Origin of the sequence: Rhodococcus sp. KRD162 (genome assembly GCF_017168335.1) — a bacterium.
Lineage (GTDB): Bacteria > Actinomycetota > Actinomycetes > Mycobacteriales > Mycobacteriaceae > Rhodococcoides.
The window spans coordinates 1-16,847 of record NZ_JABFAU010000077.1; the positions used below are offsets into that span (position 1 = coordinate 1).

15 protein-coding genes are annotated in these 16,847 nt (G+C 66.5%); 2 read left to right on the forward strand and 13 right to left on the reverse strand.

Going from position 1 to position 16,847, the window contains the following annotated elements; genetic code table 11:
- Positions 1–75: 75 nt before the first annotated feature.
- Both J1M87_RS27215 and J1M87_RS27220 read right to left on the reverse strand, forming a co-directional pair.
- Positions 76–387 carry an AzlD domain-containing protein gene (locus J1M87_RS27215; protein WP_206492767.1) on the reverse strand — a complete coding sequence of 104 codons (312 nt, stop codon included), beginning with the start codon at positions 385–387 and terminating at the stop codon, positions 76–78.
- Positions 384–1,082: an AzlC family ABC transporter permease gene (locus J1M87_RS27220; protein WP_206492768.1), complete on the reverse strand. Its 699-nt coding sequence runs from the start codon at positions 1,080–1,082 to the stop codon at positions 384–386. Before J1M87_RS27220 ends, J1M87_RS27215 begins: the two co-directional genes overlap by 4 nt.
- Positions 1,083–1,148: 66 nt before the next feature.
- Between J1M87_RS27220 and J1M87_RS27225 the strand changes: the two genes are divergently transcribed.
- Positions 1,149–1,706, forward strand: a complete 558-nt coding sequence (locus tag J1M87_RS27225; protein ID WP_206492769.1) for a helix-turn-helix domain-containing protein — start codon at positions 1,149–1,151, stop codon at positions 1,704–1,706.
- Between the two features lie 167 nt (positions 1,707–1,873).
- Entirely contained in the window at positions 1,874–2,701 is an 828-nt protein-coding gene (locus tag J1M87_RS27230; RefSeq protein ID WP_206492770.1) for an SDR family oxidoreductase, read from the forward strand.
- A gap of 19 nt (positions 2,702–2,720) precedes the next feature.
- On the opposite strand, the gene J1M87_RS27235 is transcribed toward J1M87_RS27230, so the two are convergent.
- From J1M87_RS27235 to J1M87_RS27285, 11 genes are all read right to left on the reverse strand, one after another.
- Complete coding sequence (locus tag J1M87_RS27235; RefSeq protein ID WP_206492771.1) at positions 2,721–3,329, reverse strand: response regulator transcription factor; 609 nt, start codon at positions 3,327–3,329, stop codon at positions 2,721–2,723.
- On the reverse strand, positions 3,330–4,466 hold the full coding sequence (locus J1M87_RS27240) for a sensor histidine kinase (RefSeq protein WP_206492772.1): 1,137 nt from the start codon (positions 4,464–4,466) through the stop codon (positions 3,330–3,332). It abuts the gene before it with no gap.
- Between the two features lie 346 nt (positions 4,467–4,812).
- Positions 4,813–7,206: a phosphotransferase gene (locus tag J1M87_RS27245; RefSeq protein ID WP_206492773.1), complete on the reverse strand. Its 2,394-nt coding sequence runs from the start codon at positions 7,204–7,206 to the stop codon at positions 4,813–4,815.
- 60 nt (positions 7,207–7,266) lie between these two features.
- Positions 7,267–8,694, reverse strand: a complete 1,428-nt coding sequence (locus J1M87_RS27250; RefSeq protein ID WP_206492774.1) for a DHA2 family efflux MFS transporter permease subunit — start codon at positions 8,692–8,694, stop codon at positions 7,267–7,269.
- A complete protein-coding gene (locus tag J1M87_RS27255; RefSeq protein ID WP_206492775.1) occupies positions 8,691–9,935 on the reverse strand; it encodes a hypothetical protein in 1,245 nt (414 codons plus the stop codon). The genes J1M87_RS27250 and J1M87_RS27255 overlap by 4 nt, the downstream gene beginning before the upstream one ends.
- Positions 9,932–10,513 (reverse strand): 4'-phosphopantetheinyl transferase superfamily protein, encoded by a 582-nt coding sequence (locus J1M87_RS27260; protein WP_206492776.1) that lies wholly within the window; start codon positions 10,511–10,513, stop codon positions 9,932–9,934. Before J1M87_RS27260 ends, J1M87_RS27255 begins: the two co-directional genes overlap by 4 nt.
- A complete protein-coding gene (locus J1M87_RS27265; protein ID WP_206492777.1) occupies positions 10,510–12,855 on the reverse strand; it encodes a beta-ketoacyl-[acyl-carrier-protein] synthase family protein in 2,346 nt (781 codons plus the stop codon). Before J1M87_RS27265 ends, J1M87_RS27260 begins: the two co-directional genes overlap by 4 nt.
- Before the next feature lie 34 nt (positions 12,856–12,889).
- Positions 12,890–13,885, reverse strand: a complete 996-nt coding sequence (locus J1M87_RS27270; RefSeq protein WP_206492778.1) for an aminomethyltransferase family protein — start codon at positions 13,883–13,885, stop codon at positions 12,890–12,892.
- Between the two features lie 61 nt (positions 13,886–13,946).
- On the reverse strand, positions 13,947–16,034 hold the full coding sequence (locus J1M87_RS27275) for a GNAT family N-acetyltransferase (RefSeq protein ID WP_206492779.1): 2,088 nt from the start codon (positions 16,032–16,034) through the stop codon (positions 13,947–13,949).
- Between the two features lies 1 nt (position 16,035).
- A complete protein-coding gene (fabZ, locus tag J1M87_RS27280; RefSeq protein WP_206492780.1) occupies positions 16,036–16,551 on the reverse strand; it encodes a 3-hydroxyacyl-ACP dehydratase FabZ in 516 nt (171 codons plus the stop codon).
- A complete protein-coding gene (locus J1M87_RS27285) occupies positions 16,551–16,841 on the reverse strand; it encodes an acyl carrier protein (RefSeq protein ID WP_206492781.1) in 291 nt (96 codons plus the stop codon). The genes fabZ and J1M87_RS27285 overlap by 1 nt, the downstream gene beginning before the upstream one ends.
- Positions 16,842–16,847: the final 6 nt, after the last annotated feature.

The window sequence follows — 16,847 nt, forward strand, 5'->3', positions numbered from 1 at the left end:
CACATCGAGTGGACTTGGGGGTCCGCGGGGGTGGGGGATTCGGTAGCGCCGACCACTGCACCCCTGCCGTCGATGTCAAGGGACACCGAACCATCGCAGGGTTGCGGTTGTTGCTGCTGCTGCGAGCACGATGACGACGAAGGGCGCTTTCCGCCACGCGAGGATTCCGGCTACGGCGACGCCTGCTGGTAGTGCGAATCCTGCGAAGTTCTTGTCGATGAGGAGGGTGGAGGTGGCGACGATGGCTACGAAGATGACGGCGACTGCTGTGGTTGTGAGTGTGTCGATGCGCGGGGAGAGGGTGACTCGGGTTCGCAGTGCCGGGCCGGCGATGCGGAGGGCGAAGGTGCCGATGACGAGTGCGATCAGGGGGACGGTGACGTTCATGCGGGTTCTTTCGGTGCGACGGTGGCGGTGGAGAGTACGGCCGGTATCACGGCGATCAGGGCCAGGAGTACGGGTAGCCCGCTGGGTAGGAACATCGATGCGATGAGGGCGATTGCTGCTCCGATGAATGCGGCGTTGCGGGTGGCTCGGTCGCGGAGCGCTGGCATGATCAGGCCCAGCAGGATGGCCGGGAATGCGGCGTCGAGGCCGAGTGCGGCGGTGTCGTTGATTGCGCCACCTCCGAGTGTGCCGACCAGGACGCCGATGTTCCAGGTGGCGAACAGTCCGATTCCGCAGAGCCAGAACGCTGTTCGACGGCTTTTGGTATCGGCTTCGGCGACGCTGAATGCGACGGCTTCGTCGGTGATCAGGTGGGTGCCGAGTAGACGCCGCAGCGGTGGCACGTTCTCGAACACTGTGCCGATGGAGAAGCCGAGCGGCACCAGTCGGGTGTTGGCGAGTAGTGCGCTCGCCACGGCGGCGATGGGATTGCCCCCGGCGGCCAGGATGCCGACGAAGATGAATTGTGACGAGCCGGCGAAGACCACCACCGACATCACCACCGGCAGCCACAGGGGCAGTCCCGCGGCCACCGAGATGGCTCCGAAGGAGGCCCCTACCAGTGCGTCGGCCAGGCAGACCAGCGCGATATCTCGTAAATTGACTCCCTGGAGAGTTCGCCATGTCGAACGCATGGTCGTTATATTGGACGATGTTATTCTGTTCGTCAAATCAAACGAACGTACCGATGGAGTGAACGAATGGCGGATGCCGGCCCCCCGATTGCGGCGATCGCCGCCGCCCTGCAGCAGGAAAGGCGACGCGTCGGCCTCTCGCTCGCCGAAGTGGCCCGTCGCGCAGGTATTGCGAAATCGACACTCTCGCAACTCGAATCGGGAACCGGAAACCCGAGTCTGGAAACCCTGTGGGCGCTCAGCGTCACCCTGGGCGTGCCGTTCTCCCGCCTGGTCGAGCCCGCAAAGCAGTCGGTCCGGCTGATCCGTGCGGGCGACGGGCCGAGATTCGCCTCGGACCGGGCGGACTACACAGCGACGCTGCTGGCCTCGTCGCCGCCGAACGCTCGACGGGACATCTACCTGATCAGCGCCGACGTCGGCGAGCCGAGGCGCTCGGACCCGCACTCACCAGGAGTTGTAGAACACGTGGTGCTCAGCGCCGGACGCGCCTTGGTGGGGCCGATGGGCGAGGCAGTCGAACTGGCCCCGGGCGACTACGTTGCCTACCCCGGCGATGCGCCGCACATCTTCGAGGCCCTCGAGCCGAACACCATGGCAGTGATGATCACCGAACACAGCTGAGGTGCGGGGAATAGCCGGGGCCGATGCCTCGTTGGACTCTGCTGACGGCGTCCGCTCGGCAAGCCCCGGGCCTCACCCCATTTGTCGCTACGAGCGACCACTCGCCGAGAGGCGTTTGCAGCGGGCGTCGTCCCTACTCTTGTCTTCGCAGTGAAGGGACGGATCCAGTGGCAGTAAAGACATGGTTCATCACCGGCACATCCAAGGGCTTCGGACGCGAATGGGCGATCGCGGCCTTGGAACGCGGAGATCGTGTGGCAGCGACAGCCCGCAACACCGATACCTTGAAAGACCTCGTCGAGCAGTACGGCGACGCGATTGTGCCGATCGAACTGGACGTGAACGATCGCGCAGCCGACTTCGCGGCCGTACAGCACGCTCACGAGAAGCTCGGCTCACTCGACATCGTCGTCAACAACGCCGGGTACGGCCAGTTCGGCATGATCGAGGAGCTCTCCGAGGAAGATGCTCGCGCGCAGATCGAGACCAACGTCTTCGGTGCGCTGTGGGTGACGCAGGCGGCGTTGCCGTTCATGCGCGCGCAGGGCAGTGGCCACATTCTGCAGGTCTCGTCCATCGGCGGTATTTCCGCGTTCCCGAATGTCGGTGCGTACCACGCATCCAAGTGGGCACTCGAGGGTTTCAGCCAGGCTCTCGCTCAGGAGGTGGCCGACTTCGGCATCCATGTGACGCTGATCGAGCCGGGTGGGTTCTCCACCGACTGGTCCGGTCCGTCGGCGAAGAAGTCCACCGAGATCGCTGCGTACGATCCGATTCGGGACAACGCGGCGAAGCTCAGGAGCTCGAGGCAGTCGACCCCCGGTGATCCGACTGCAACACGATCGGCACTTCTGAAGGTGGTGGACGCCGAAAAGCCACCGCTACGAGTCTTTTTCGGTGATGCTCCGCTGCAGATCGCCACGAAGGACTACCAGTCTCGACTGGAGAGCTGGCGCGAATGGCAGCCCGTGGCGGTCGAAGCGCACGGCGGCTGACCGCATCATCGGGTTCGGCCTAGAGCCATCCGTTCTCGCGTGCGGTGCGGATGGCCTCGAGGCGACTGTTGGAACCCAGTGTGGTGATGGCACTGGAGAGATAGTTGCGCACGGTGCCCGGGCTGAGAAACAGGCGTTCGGCGATGGACTTGGTCGACAGTCCCTCGTCGACCAAGCGCAGTACGTCGAGTTCGCGGTCGCGCAACGGATTCGGACCGGCGCGGAGCGCCTCTGCAGCCAGCGCCGGGTCGATGACGGTGTGCTTGGAGACGACGGCTTTGATGCCGTCGAGCAGATGCAGTGCATCGGTCGACTTGAGCAGATATCCGTTGGCCCCGGCGGCGAGCGCGTCGTGCACATGGCCGCTTCCGGGTAGTGCGGTCAGCAGCAGGACCGGGGTCGCGACGCCGGCCCGACGCAGGTCGGCGGTGGCCTCGATCCCTGTCATCCCTGGCATGTCGATGTCCATCAGGATGATGTCCGGACTCAGCTCGGTTGCGGCCGGACGTACCTCGTCGCCGCGCGCAACTCGGCCGACGACCTCGATATCCGGGTCGGTGGAGAGCAATACCTCGAAGGCTTCGGCGAGCAGCGCCACGTCCTCGGCCAGCAACAGCCTGATCGCCACTTACACTCCCTTGCTCAGCGGTATTCGAGCCAGCACCACGAATTCTCCGTCAGAGCTGTAGTCCGCGGTGAGGTGCCCCCCGAGTTGGGTCACCTGATCGGTCAGGTCCGTAATTCCCGTTCCCGACTCGACCGCTCCTCGATGGGTGATGCCGTCGTTCGTGAATTCAAGGACCTGTGCCTGTGACTCGAGAGCGACGCGCACCGAGCAACGACGCGGATGCGCATGCTTGAGCATGTTGGTCGACGCCTCCCGGACGATCGCCGCGAACACCCGGTCGATGTCCTCGTCCTCCGGCGGCTCGACTGCCGAGTGGCACACGATGTCCAGCCGTGCGCACATCGCCTCGACGGTGGCGAACTCGGCCGCGAAGTCGGCCAGGATCGGTCCGGTCGTCAAGCGTCGGAGATCCGCCTGCCCGGCGCTGAGCACCTGATGCACGTGGTCCAGTTGCTCGCGGGCACGATCCGGGTCGATGCTGAACAACTGGATCGCAGCTTGATTGCGGAGCAGGGCGGTGACGAGAGTCCGCCCGATGACGTCGTGCAGATCCCGCGATATTCGGTGACGCTCGGCGTCGACCTGCAATCTGGCCACCTCCTCCCGTGATGCATGTAGTGCAATGAGTGACCGAGCGAGTTCGGAGAAGGCAATCAGAACCACGGCCAGGCCTGCGGTCCCCAACAGGATCCCGAACGCCTCGACGCCGTCGTCCCGGTCCGCGTTGACGGTGGCTGCAATGACGAGCAGACATACGGCACCGATCGTGATGGGTGCGCGACTGCCCCGCACCAACGTCGCGGCGATTGCAATGGAAATGCAGCAGGTTTCCCAGGTTTCCGACAGCGGGATGTTGAGGATTCCGAGCGGAATCGCGACCCAACCGGCAATCCTCAACTTCGGTCCGATGTAGTTGTGAGCCAGTGCGTGCTGAGCCAACGCCAGGATGGTTCCGACGGACACGACGATTGCCGCAGCCATCACGGCGACCGGTATGCCGGTGTCGATTCGACGATCGAAGATGTTGGTGAGGCCGAGGAAAGAAATGAGTGCGACGACGAGCCACGTCGCAGCGAACGCGAGCGACTCGCTCGGGTATCTGTCGCGGGAACGGGTATTGCCGGTCGGCGCTGTCACTGAAACCGCTTTCTCGAGAATCGACTCACCTTATCCATCGATGGGTCGTCCCGCAGGCTCGATTCCTCGGTGATGCGAGGGCGTCGAGTGGCCGTATCAGCGCAGCAGGGCGGGTCGGTCAGAGACACCAACCGTTGACCGACACGGCACTCATGGCAGCGACGATGTCGATGGAGTCGGAGGTCTTGTCGATGGTGAGATCGTGCAGTTCGGCGATGTTCATGATCGGGTCCCTCGTTCGTGTGGATGTGACACCGGAAATATTGCCGAAGTGGGCCCCGTGATCGGCAGTACCTGCGATCACGTGTTCTGCGTGACGCTGTGGCTACCGAGAACATGACACCCGTCATGCCGAAAACCCGCAGCTCGACGCGAATGCGGTCACCGGATCCTGTGCCAGAGCGATCAGTGCCCCAGCGGCTCCGGTCGCGAGATCCGTTGTGTAACGGGCATTCTGGTCACCCTTGAAAGCGAGACTGCCATCGACGCTGCCGACGGACCAGCACAGCCGTCGGGTCAGCTCGGGCAGGTACGGATGCGCCCCGTCGGAGATCGCGTGTGCGGCGACGGCCAACCCGGCTCGGCCCTCGTACAACCCGCCGAATGCCACGATCGGTGTCGCTGCTGCGGCGGCGAGTCCGGCAACCGCGTCGGCGTCGAGTTCGATCCCGCACAGCTTCGCGGCCACTGCGAGGCCGCCGCTGCCGCGTCCGAGGTACGGCAGCAGCACCGTGTCCTGGCGGCCGTAGAGTCCATCGGACCGCCGCTCGCACGTCTGCAGGTCCCAGTCGAGTGCCGTGGTTGCGGCGGTCGAGGTATCGCCGCCCAGCAGCAGCCCGAGAGCATGTGCGGCGCAGGCGACTCCAGCGCCGCCGAACCCGATGCCGGGGATGTGGCCGACCGGGCGGGTGCGCGTTCTCGGCAGGGACTCGGTGAGGGCAAGCGCCCGGTCGCGGAGATCCTCTCGTCCGGTCGCACGAGCGATGTGGGCGTACGCGAGAGCGATTCCGGCGGTGCCGTTGCGCCACCAGGGCCCTGCTGGCTCGGGGCGACCGTCGTCCAGACGCTCCAGTACTTGCTCGGCCGACGCATGATCTCCGAGTGCGGCAAGCGCCCAGGCAATTCCATGCCCGCCGTCACCGAACCCGGACGGCAGTGGCGGCGCAGCGAGTGCTGCTTTCGCCAGCCACGTCGCTCCGGCGTCGAGCAGGGCTCGATCCGCACCGCAGCGGTGCAGTTCGACGAGCACACCTGCCGTGCCCCACAGCAACGACAATCCGGCACCCGGTACGTGAAATCGGCGGTGGTCCACCGGGAACAGGGAATCCGGCGCGTCGAATGTGGCTGTCCGTCGGATTCCGTCGACGATTGCGGTCCCTGTCGGTCCAGGGAGCCGATTCGAATGCGGAGCCAACTCGAGATCGGCCCTGGCACTCGCGAGCATGTCCGCGCGCACGGCCGCCGACACCGCGTTCGCTGCAGCCGGGTGCAGCAGGGCGTCGGCGATGTTGTCCACGGCTGCCAGGTCGCCCGCCGGCGTGGGAGGTCCACCGTTCGAGTAGCCGGCTGCCGCGATCCCGCGGGAACACGCGACGCCGTCGATCGAACACGACTCGAAATCGATCAGCGTCGCCGAACCGTGTTCTTGTATCACGACATTGGCCGGGTGAACGTCGCCGTGTGCAACACCTGCGGTGTGCATGACGGCCAAGGCGCGGCGGACCGCGTCGAGTACGTCGTCGATCCACCGGGCGTACCCCGAGGCCTGCACGTCGATGCCAGGGATGACGGCCGGATGACGGCGCGCTTGGTGATGAACCAGCGTGGCCACCCCGACGTCCTCCATGGCGAGGAAATCGCTGGGGCCGATGGTTCCGTACCAGATCGGCTGGGGTGCAACACCGAGTCCTGAGAGTCGTTGCAGCGCATCATGTTCGTGAGCCAGCCGGACCGGTGCCGCGATACGGTCGAGATCGAGCCCAGCTCGATGCCGAGCTTCCTTGACGATGACTGCGCGACCGTCCTCCCACGTCCCGCGGTAGACACCACCGGCGTTGGTGCGGTGGATCAGCCGCGCGTCTCGCAACGGGAGCGTGGCTGCGGTGAGGGTTCTGCGATAGTCGTCGACCACCGCATCGGCGTAGGGATGCGATCGGCAGTGGTCCCCGCTACCGCGTCGATCCTGCTCGAGCTCCCCATCGCACCGCATCGCGGGTACGACGCCGTCATCGGTCACCATCCACTCGCCCGAGAACGCGCCGTAGCGCAGGTAGACGGGCGAGGTCCCGATTCTGGGCTCACCGACGATATCCGGTCCTTCGATGCCGCTGAGTGCCTCGACCAGGCCGGAGCAGAGATCCTCCAGGGTGTCCGGCTCGGGATAACACACCACGACCTTGCCGCTGTGGGCCGTGGGAGCGAACTTCATCTGCAGCGCATGGGCCAGCCCCGACGAGCGCAGGTGTTTGAAGGCGACGCCGTGATCGACGCACACCCGTGCCGTGTGCTCGACCGCGCTGGCCGCGTGGTCGGGATGCGCCGAGATGTGAACCTTCCACCCGGAGGGCGACAGCGGGCTTGCCGGTCGATGCGACCGCCACGGCCCGCTGTCGCTCGAGATCCACCCGTCGGGGACTGCCGGATCGGAGAAAGGGCCCCTCAACCAGGGCGAACCCTCCGCCCAGGGCGGCGCGAAGTACTGCGCGTGGCCCAGTGCGAAGAATCCCCAATCGACCCCCATGCGGTCATCGTTACCCGTGCGGAAGAGTTTCGCAACAGCAACAGGGCCAGTTGGTCGGTATCAGGCAGCGGTGCGAACCTCGGCCCTGGCCAGTGCAAGGGCAGGCACCAGCGTCACGGCGGCAGCACCGACGAGCCACCAGCTGGTCTGCGCAAACGCGCCGGAGACCAGGCCGCCGTGCTCGGTCGCGGCGTGCGCGAGGACGAACGAGACGACAGCCGCTGCCAGCGCCCCGCCGATGCGTTGCAGCAGGTTGAGCTGAGCGGCCGCGTCGGCGATCGAGTCGGCCGGGCTCGACTGGTATGCCTTGGTCATCACCGCGACGACGGCGAGGCCGATCCCTGCTCCGCGAACGACGAGCAGCCCACACAGCAACGGATACGACGTGTCGTCGGACAGCGTGACGAGCGGGACGGTGGCGAGGAACGTAGCGACGATCCCGAGGATCATCGTGCGCCCGGCTCCCCAGCGACGCATCAGCCGCGGGCACAGAATTCCCGAGATCACCACGCCCAGTCCGGCGGTGGAGAGCAGGAGCCCCGTCGTGACGCTGGATTCGCCGCGCGCTGCCGAGAAATAGAGGGGGATGACGACCATCGGTGCGTAGAGCAGAAATCCGAGCAGGAAGACGTTGACCGAGGCACGCGCGAAGATGCGGTGTCGCATCAGACCGAGATCGAGCAGGGGGTGTTCGGTTCGATTTTCTCGCAGCACGAACAGTGTCAGGGCGAGCGCACTGATCAGTGCGAGTGCGAGGACCCGTACCCACCTGAGCGAATCGTTCTGCGACAGAGCGGAGATGGCCGACACGGCGCAGACTGTGGCCGTGGCACCGGTGAGCAATCCGAGGACGTCGAGCGGGCGAGGGTGTCCGGTGGGTTTCGGCCCCGCGATGAACGCTCCGGCGCACGCGATGGCGGCACACACGGGGACGTTGAGCCAGAACACTGCCGGCCATCCGCCTGCGTCGATGAGCAGTCCACCGACCGTCGGTCCCAGTAGCGGCCCGATGAGTTGAATGCTGCCGTTGAGCGCCTGCACTCGCGCGAATTGCTCGCGGGAGACATCTCGCGCAACCATGACGGTGGCCAGCGGAATGATGATTCCGGCGGCGGCGCCCGAGAGCGCACGCGAGGCGACCAGCAGCTCGAGAGACGGGCTGATCGCACACAGCGCAGATCCCGTCCCGAACAACGCGATGGCACCGATGTACGCCCGGCCTGCGCCGATGCGGGCAGCCAACCACCCGGCCAGCGGCATCGTCGCGACGAGTGCCAGCAAGTACCCGGTGACGATCCACTGCACCTTGTCGATGGTGCCGAACCGCTCGGTCACCGAGTGCAGCGCGACGTTGACGACGGTGGTGTCCAGCGTCGCCAGCAGGGTTCCGGCCAGTGCGCAGGCAATGGTCATCCGGGCACGGGGGGTGGGCTCGATCTCCGCCGGTGCGGTAGGCGAGTGGTCGATGTCGACGGTACGGGTGGTCATCGGATACTTCCTCGATCGGCGGGGCCGCCGCCCGGAAGGGCCGCGGCGTTCGCAGCTCCTCCGAGGGCGACCGAGGCGGAGTTCAGCAGATTCAGGCACAGTGCGGGGTCGTCGTCGCGTCGGCAGCCGAGGGTCAGCACGGTCGCCCGAGAGGTCGTGACGGCACTGACGAACATCGAGGCGTGCGGCACGACCATCGGCAGTGTGCTGATCGTCAGCGGCTCGAAGGACGCGGTGCTGAAACGCCTTTCGTCGATGACGCCATGATCGGAGATGATCGCGGTGACGGGATGTCCACCGTCGGAGTCGGTGCCGAGAGCAGAGTCGAGTGACCGGGCGAAGCCGTTGGACGCGCGGTAGTCGCTGCGGTAGGGATCGAGTTCTCGGCCGCGCATCAGGGCCATCAGCACGGCGCTCTGTGCCGACCGAGCGTCGGTGTCGCGGGTGATCGAGAGTGCGACGGGCGAGGAGAGGTTTGCCGTCGACCGGATGCCGGGCGAGTGTCTGCGCAGATCGACCGGAATCGACACGCTACCGGTGTCCGAGCGCAGCGACCCGGCTACTGCTGCAACGATATGTCCGACAACGGGTTCGGTGACGGGTGGCAGTTCTGCTCGATACCAGCACGCGGTCGTCTCGGTGCTGACTCCGCTGCGACGAAGCGGGGATGGCCTGGGTTCCGGCGTCGGCGTCGGCGCGCTCCGCTTGCCGAATTTCGGTGCCCGACGCGCGAGGTCGATGTCGGCGTCTTCCGAGGGGAAACCGTGGGCCTGCTCGCCTCGTAGCTCGCGGAACACATCGGCGAGCCAGGCGGTGAAACCGTGTCCATCGGTCACTGCGTGATCGACGACGGCGGCTATGCGGGTACGTGGGCGGGCCGCGTCGGCCGGATCGGAATGCCCGACGGCGAGGCGAACGACGGGGCCCTCGGTGACGTCTATCGGATCGTGAAACAACGCTGCATCGCAGTGCAATCGGTCGATGGGTAGGTGAGCGACCACCGGTGCGGGCCCACCCCCGTGCCAGGTCGCGCCGCGGCGTCGCACCGACAGTCCAGGCGCTGCCGAGGACGCCGCTGCGACGGCGGCGTCGAACGCTGCGGGCTCGATCGATCCCATGCCGTCGACCACCAGTCGAATCAGGGTGTTCGCGCCGAGCGTGCGTGCGTTGACATAGGTCCGCTCGACACGCGAGAGCTTGCGCCGGTACCGCCGGTCCACTGCTGCAGTTGCGGAGCTCACGCTGCCTCCTTCAGGACGTTCGAATCTTCGGCAGTGCTGTAGCGCAACGGCATCGGTTCGGTGGTGACGACGGCCACTGCACTTCCGTCGGGCTGCACCGCCGTGTGGACCCAGTAGCCGGCGTGTATGGGCCGCCATCCGGGTGCCGCGTCGGGCAGCCGCACTCCGTGGAATGTCTCCTTGGTCAGATGTGAGGCCTTGATGAGCGCCTCGCATTCGGCGAACTGGGCGATGGTGCACGGACCGGGTAGTGCGACCAGTTCCCCGAGCCACGCGAGCGCCAACGGGCGTGGGCGACAATCCTGCAGGTCGACTCCCACCGGGGCACTCGGGTGCAATGCGACGACGGCATCGGCAGCGCAATGCGCCACCGAGGCGTGCAGTCCGCGATCGGCTACGGTCCACCGACGCAAGGCGTCCGTGCGGATCGACCGCCGATCCGGTGCTACGCCGTCACGGCACTGCACCGCTGCCGCGATCAACCCTTTACCGTGCAAACGCACCGGATACCCGGCTCGATCTCGTGGAAGTGAGCGGCGTCGGGTGGAGATCAGGTCGATGGCGTCCGGCGTGCTCACGACAGCCTCCGAGCAACGGCTGCGGCGTAGCTGCCGCCGTATGCCTGCGCCGACACCAACACTCGGGACGGTCCCTCGCTCGCAGACAGGGCACTGACCAGACCGATTGCGGATGCGGAACCGAACGTCTCACCGGTGGTGTTCTTGAATCGGTGCTGCGTTGCCTCGGCCAGACCCGTCGCCGACAGGGCCGACCGTTCGGCGCGGTCGAGCAAGGCGCTACCGACTGCCGACGGAACCACGAGGTCGATATCGGTGGCCTCGATTCCGGCCTGCCGCAACGCGGTCGACATCGCCGCGCCCCACCGTGCTCCGTCGGGGTCGATGCGGCCGACTCCGCCGGTGTCGCCCGCCGCACCGAACCCTTCGAGCTCAGCCACCGGCCGAACCCCGCGCGCTGTCGCTGATTCCTCGGACTCGACCAGGAAGGCCGCGCATCCTTCGCTGAGCACCATGCCGTCACCACTGCCGGCTTCTTCGACGCCGCGATATCCGGGGAACCCGGCCACGGTGCGAGCGGCCATCTCGGGAAACTCGTCCGCGAGGACGACGAGAATGCGTCGTGCTGCGCCACGCTCGATGACTCGGTTGGCGAGGTGCAGTGCGGCGATTGCGCTTGTTCCCCCGGTCGAGATCGTGGCCGTGTAGCCGCGAAAACGGTTGAGCATGGCCAGGTGTCCGGCTGCGGCATTGACGACGGTGTTGGGGAACACGAGGGCGTTCGCCCCTGCTGCTCCGTGCTCGACGATGCCGCGGTGAAAGTCCGATACCGCTGTCGTCGGTCCGTACCCGGTCGCGAAGATCACCCCGGTCTCCTCGGCCTCGGCGCGAGTGAGTTTGCCGAACGTCTTCAGAAGCTCGTTGGTGGCGGCCGCGGCGAGGACACTCAGCGGGTCCATTCGGCGCAGTTTGGCCGGATTGATGCCCTTGGACAACCCGCGAATATTGGCCTTGCCGAACAACATCGACTTGCCGTCGGATTCCTGCGTCGGGTCGCACGGTCCACTCTCGCCCGAGCCGATGCGCTCGATGCCGAACAACGGCGTTCCCGACGCCACCGCGGTCACCGTCTCCTCGGTGGAGGTGGCGGTGCCCGCGATCGCGGACATCCCGGTGATGACGGCTCGTGCACCGACTCGCCGCGCCGCAACCGACTCGTCGCGTGCCTGTCCGGCGCGGGTGATGACGAGTGAGGCATTGTTGCCGCCGAAGGCGAACGAATTCGACAGCACCACATCGGTCTGTGCGCTGCGCCCGACGTCCGGGACGATGTCGAGTCCCGTTGCCGATTCGAGCCCGCGAGTGTTCACGGTCGGCGGCTGAAGGTCGGTGGCGATGGCCAGGATGCAGCACACCGCCTCGACGGCTCCGGCCGCGCCGAGGGTGTGCCCGATCATCGATTTCGTCGTGCTGGCAGGCGGGGCAGCCTTACCGAACACGGCCCGAATTGCCTTGGGCTCCACCACATCGTTGGTCGGTGTTCCGGTCCCGTGCAGATTGACGTAGTCGATATCGTCCGCGTGCAGTCCCGCCGTACGAAGCGCCTCGGTGATCGAGCGGGCCGCTCCCTCGCCGGTGGGGTCGGGTGCGGTCTGGTGATAGCCGTCGAGCGTCAGACCGTACCCGGCTACTTCGGCGATGACGCGGGCTCCGCGATCGGCCGCCTCCCCGGTGCGTTCGAGGATCATGAAGCCCGCACCCTCGCCGAGCGATATTCCCGTGGACGCAGCCATGGGTGAGCACGGCTGCGGATCGAGCGCACCGAGGCAGGTGAATCCGTGTGCCGACAGGGACGCGAGGGGGTCGACTCCACCGCAGAGCACGACGTCGACCTCGTCGTTCCACAGCAGCTCGGCGGCGTAGCCGACGGCGACGGCACTGGCGGCGCAGGCATTCGATGTCACGATGCGGGGTCCGGAGATGCCGAATTCGCCTGCGATCCAGTCGGCAACGCAGTGCAACTGCGAGTTGGCCACGGCCGTGTGGTCGAAACCGGAGGTCTCCACGAAACGGCGATGCTCGGCCTCGAGGGTCGGCATGGCCCCCAGGCTGCTGCCGACGACCACGGCGACGCGACGATCCGATCGCGCCGGGTCGAAGTCGGCACCGGCGAAGGCCTCGCGGATCGCGCGTTCGGCGAGGGCGTAGCACCGGTCCAGGTCCTGACGTAGCGGCGCTCGAACCATGCCGGCCCATTCGGTCCGCAGTTGGGAGGTGTCGAACAGGGTGTTGATTCGGATGCCGGACCGGCCGTTCGAGATGGCATCCCAGCATTCTTCGGTGGTGTCACCTGCGGCCGTGATGAGCCCGACGCCGGTGACGGCGATTTCCTGACGTGTCATGTCATCTCCTCGAGGTTCGGCGATCTCTCGGCGATCAGGCCGATGCGCCTGCGCTCGAGCGCGAGAGCACTCGGGGCAGGGTGACGGTGACGGCGGAGATCTCGTCGACCGAGACCTCGAGGGCCGGGACGACGAACGGGTCGTCGAGCAGTGCGAAGGCGAGTTCCTCGGTGGCATTGCCCGCCGCTGCGGTCCAGACGACGGTGCCGATGCGCTCGCCGTCTGCGTGCACCGGAGCGCCCGCGGTGACCGGGCTGCCGGGGGCGGTGACGATCGGGGTCAGCTTGGGCGAGGTGGCGGTGGGGCGGACGAGCTCGTCCGAGCCCAGAAATTCACCGATGCGTTCCCAGTCGACAATCCACGACAGATCTGCCTCGGCCACGGTCATTGCACCGAATCCGTGGTCGTAGTATGGCATTCCGGCCTCGGCCCGAACCCGAGCCAATCCCTCGCCGCTGACGATGCCGCCGTCGACGGCTGCGGCCAGTTCCTCGAAACGTGCCAGATCAGCCGGCCCGTCGGTGGTGAGCAGCAGGTAGCCGTACTCGCCTGTGGTTCCCACCCGAGCCAGTCGGCTGGCGCCGTCGGCGGAGTCGCACTCGACGTCGACCACAGAGTGCAGCAGCAGGTCCTCGATATCACCGTCGACGAAGTGCTCGGCGACGCGCGGTGCCAGCGGGCCCTCGACCGCGATCGCCGACCAGCCCTCGGGTGCGACCGAGACGGTGACGCCCGCAGGCACCTCCAGCTCGTCGACGTAGGCGCTGATCTCGGCGGCGGTGGTGGGGGTCCGCGGGATCAGCCAGGTGTCCTCATCGCCCTCGACCTGCAGTACCAAGGCGAACGGAGATCCGTCGCTGCGCAGCGCGAGTGCTTCGCGGGTGGTGTCCGGATCGGCGAAATCCGATGACTTGGACAGGAAGGTGTCTAGCAGCTCGAGCCGATCGTCGCCTTCGAGATGAATCAGCGGCGAGGTGATCGGGTAGACGGCTGCAGCTTCACGGATGATGCGGTAATCGTTGGTGTTCATGGTTGTTGGCCTTTCGTTACGGCGGTTGGATGGGTGAGACTTTTCTGGCCGGCGAGAGGATCTAGCCGGCGAGGGAGAGGGTCGACACGGTGTCGGTGCAGTCGAATTCCCACAGGGCGGGGAGATCGGCTGCGGCGGTGACGCATCCGACGAGAAGTCCGGACGAGGTTGCGCGAACGAGAATTTCCGGGTGATGACCGGTGATGTTGCTGATCCGCAGAGTGACACCCGCTGCGGTGGGGACCGAGAGCTCGTCGGTCCAGACTTCGAACCGGCGGTCGACGTCGAGCATGGTCTCGGGGCCGGCTCCGTCGCGGACTCCGATCCGAGCGCCGCGAGCGAGGGTCGGTGTGGACCAGACGACCACGTCGCCGTGGCCACCGCCCTCGACCTCGACGGCGAGGATTTCGTGAACGGAATCGGTGTGGTGACGTGCCGACCACCGAACGAGGCCGCCGTGGCCTTCGAGCCATTCGCTGTTCCGGGTCCAGCTTGTCGATTGCGCTGCGCCCCAGCCTATTCCATGATCACGATCGGCGCGACCCGGTTCGGGGGTCACCCACAGGCCACCTGATCGAGCAGGATTGGGGCCGATCGCCGATGTTCTCGGCCAGGGGGTGGACAACACGCGGTGGCCGTCCCGACGCCACCGCGCCAGGACACCGCGGTCCACGTCCAGCGCAAGTGCGGAGTTCGGAACCGTCTCGACCGGTTTCGCGGACTCGATGTGCTCCGAGATAGGTTGGCGCACAGTGTGGTGCGGCGTGAGATCGACAGTGACATCGACGGTCTGCGTGCCCGGTCCCACTCGATGTGCGAGCAGCGTGCCGGTCACCAGTCCGCCCGCCTGCATTCCGGAGCATCCCAGGCGAACTCCGCGCGAGGCGTCCTCCCAGATCAATCCGGTGGTCGAGTCGATCGGCACTGCCGCCGAGGGCATCTCGGAGCAATCACGCAGATCCACCCCGGATGCGGTCGAGACCGGTCCGTCACCGATATCGACGGTGCCGTGCCGAAGACCGACCGTGTCGTACAGCTCGCCCGTCCACTGGGGCGGACGATCACCGGCGACGTCGAGGGAGTACGTGCGCCGCACTCCACCGAGACCGATCTCGAACTCGGCACGCAGTGAGACGTCCTCGCTGTGTTCGATTACCACGATGGCATCTCCCACGGTGTGCACATCGAGTACGCGAGGTTGCGAGTCACGCCAACCCGAGAGTCGATCCTCGTGCAGATTCGGCAGGGTCGCGGTCAGCAGTGGGCCCACGACGTCGGCTCGGTCGTCGAACACTCGTAAGAGACCGTCACGGGTGTCGACCGTCGCCCTGATCGATCCGACAGCCAGTTCGACGAACTGGGGCCCGACCGGCTGCTGGTGCCCCCGAATCGGAAGGGCCAGTGCGTGATCGATGCCGTTCGGATCGGTAAGGACCGCCCGATCGACGACGTTGTGCAGGGGATCAACGACGGCCTCGACCGAGTACCCGCCGAACCGCAGTCGATATCGCACGACGGGCTTTCCGTCCTCGATCTCGAGGTCCTCGCTCAGGTCCGCACCGCGGGGAGCGGTCACCGAACCGAAGGACGTGATCGCTCGCAGCGCCGCCCGGGCGGTGTCGTCGAGGTGGGGCGCGACGGCACGCAGGACGAGTGGCACATGGTTGACGAGCTCGACGTTGCCGTCGGCCCCCGCGGTCGTGTGCCGCAGGCAGACGCTGCCGACGCGGCGGTAGAGCGAGAACGCCGTGGTGTTGGCAGGGTTCACGGTCAACCGCAGGACGTCGTAGCCGGCGTCGAACACCGCTTCGAGGGAGGCGGCGAAGAGCCGGCCGGTGGCCGTACCGCCGCGTCGCCCGGGTGCCAGGTAGAACATGTCGGCGATGACCTCGCGGGGCGCGGTGGTTCGTCGACCGGACGTGCGGAACAATCCGAGCGTGCCGTAGAGCTCGGGGACCTCGCCCGAGGTGTCCTCTGCCACGAAAAAAGCTACTGTGCGGCGTAATTGGAGTTCTCGAAGGACATCCTCGGCGGTGATACCACCGGTGACACGGTTGGGTGAGTCCGCACGGGCGGTGAGCAGGGTGGCCACCTGATCCGCATCACTCGGGGTGAACGGCCTGATGGTGGTGTGCGACCCGGTACTCATCTCACCCCCGCCCCTCGGTCACCACGAGTGAGCCCGCGGCCACCGCTTTCCCGTCCACGGAGGCCGTGACCTCCACCGAGCGCAGTCCGCCCAGCCGGGCACCGAGTCGTGCGCCCAGCTCGAGCATGTCGCCGGGCACGACGAGGCGGTTGAACTTCATGTTGCGGATCGAACCGAGATATCCGACGCCGTCGGCCGGGTTCTGTGCACCGGTGGTGGTCTCGAGGGCTTCCGCGACGTAGACGACGGCAACCAGCTGAGCCATGGCCTCGACGATCATCACGCCCGGCATGATCGAGTGCCCGGGGTAGTGGCCTGCGAAATAGGGCTCGTTCACCGACACGGCCTTGATGCCGCGGCCGGACTTGCCGGGCACGACGTCGAAGGCCCGGTCGATCATCAACATCGGCCACCGATGCGGCAGCATGCGCGAGATGTCGTCGATGCCGAAACTCAGTGTTCCGGTCTTGTGGATCGAGGGCTCGCTGGACGTGGAATCGATTGTGGGTGCACTCATCACTGCGTCCGATCGACGATGTGATCGACCATCGCGTTGATGGAACCGAAGGCCTTGGTGTCGTCGTCGGTGATGTCGACCTCGAACTCGGCGGCCACGGCCACGACGAGCTCGAGGGTGTCCAACGAGTCGAGTTCGATGCCGCGGCCGAAGAGGGGTTGGTTGTCCGACACCAGCTCCGGTGAGGTCTGCAGACCCAGGCGGTCGATGATGAGTTCCTTGAGTCGATTGTTCAGAGCGAGGCGTTCGGTGGCTGCGGCGCGAGTGGAGGTAGGGGTTGCGGTGGTCATGACGTT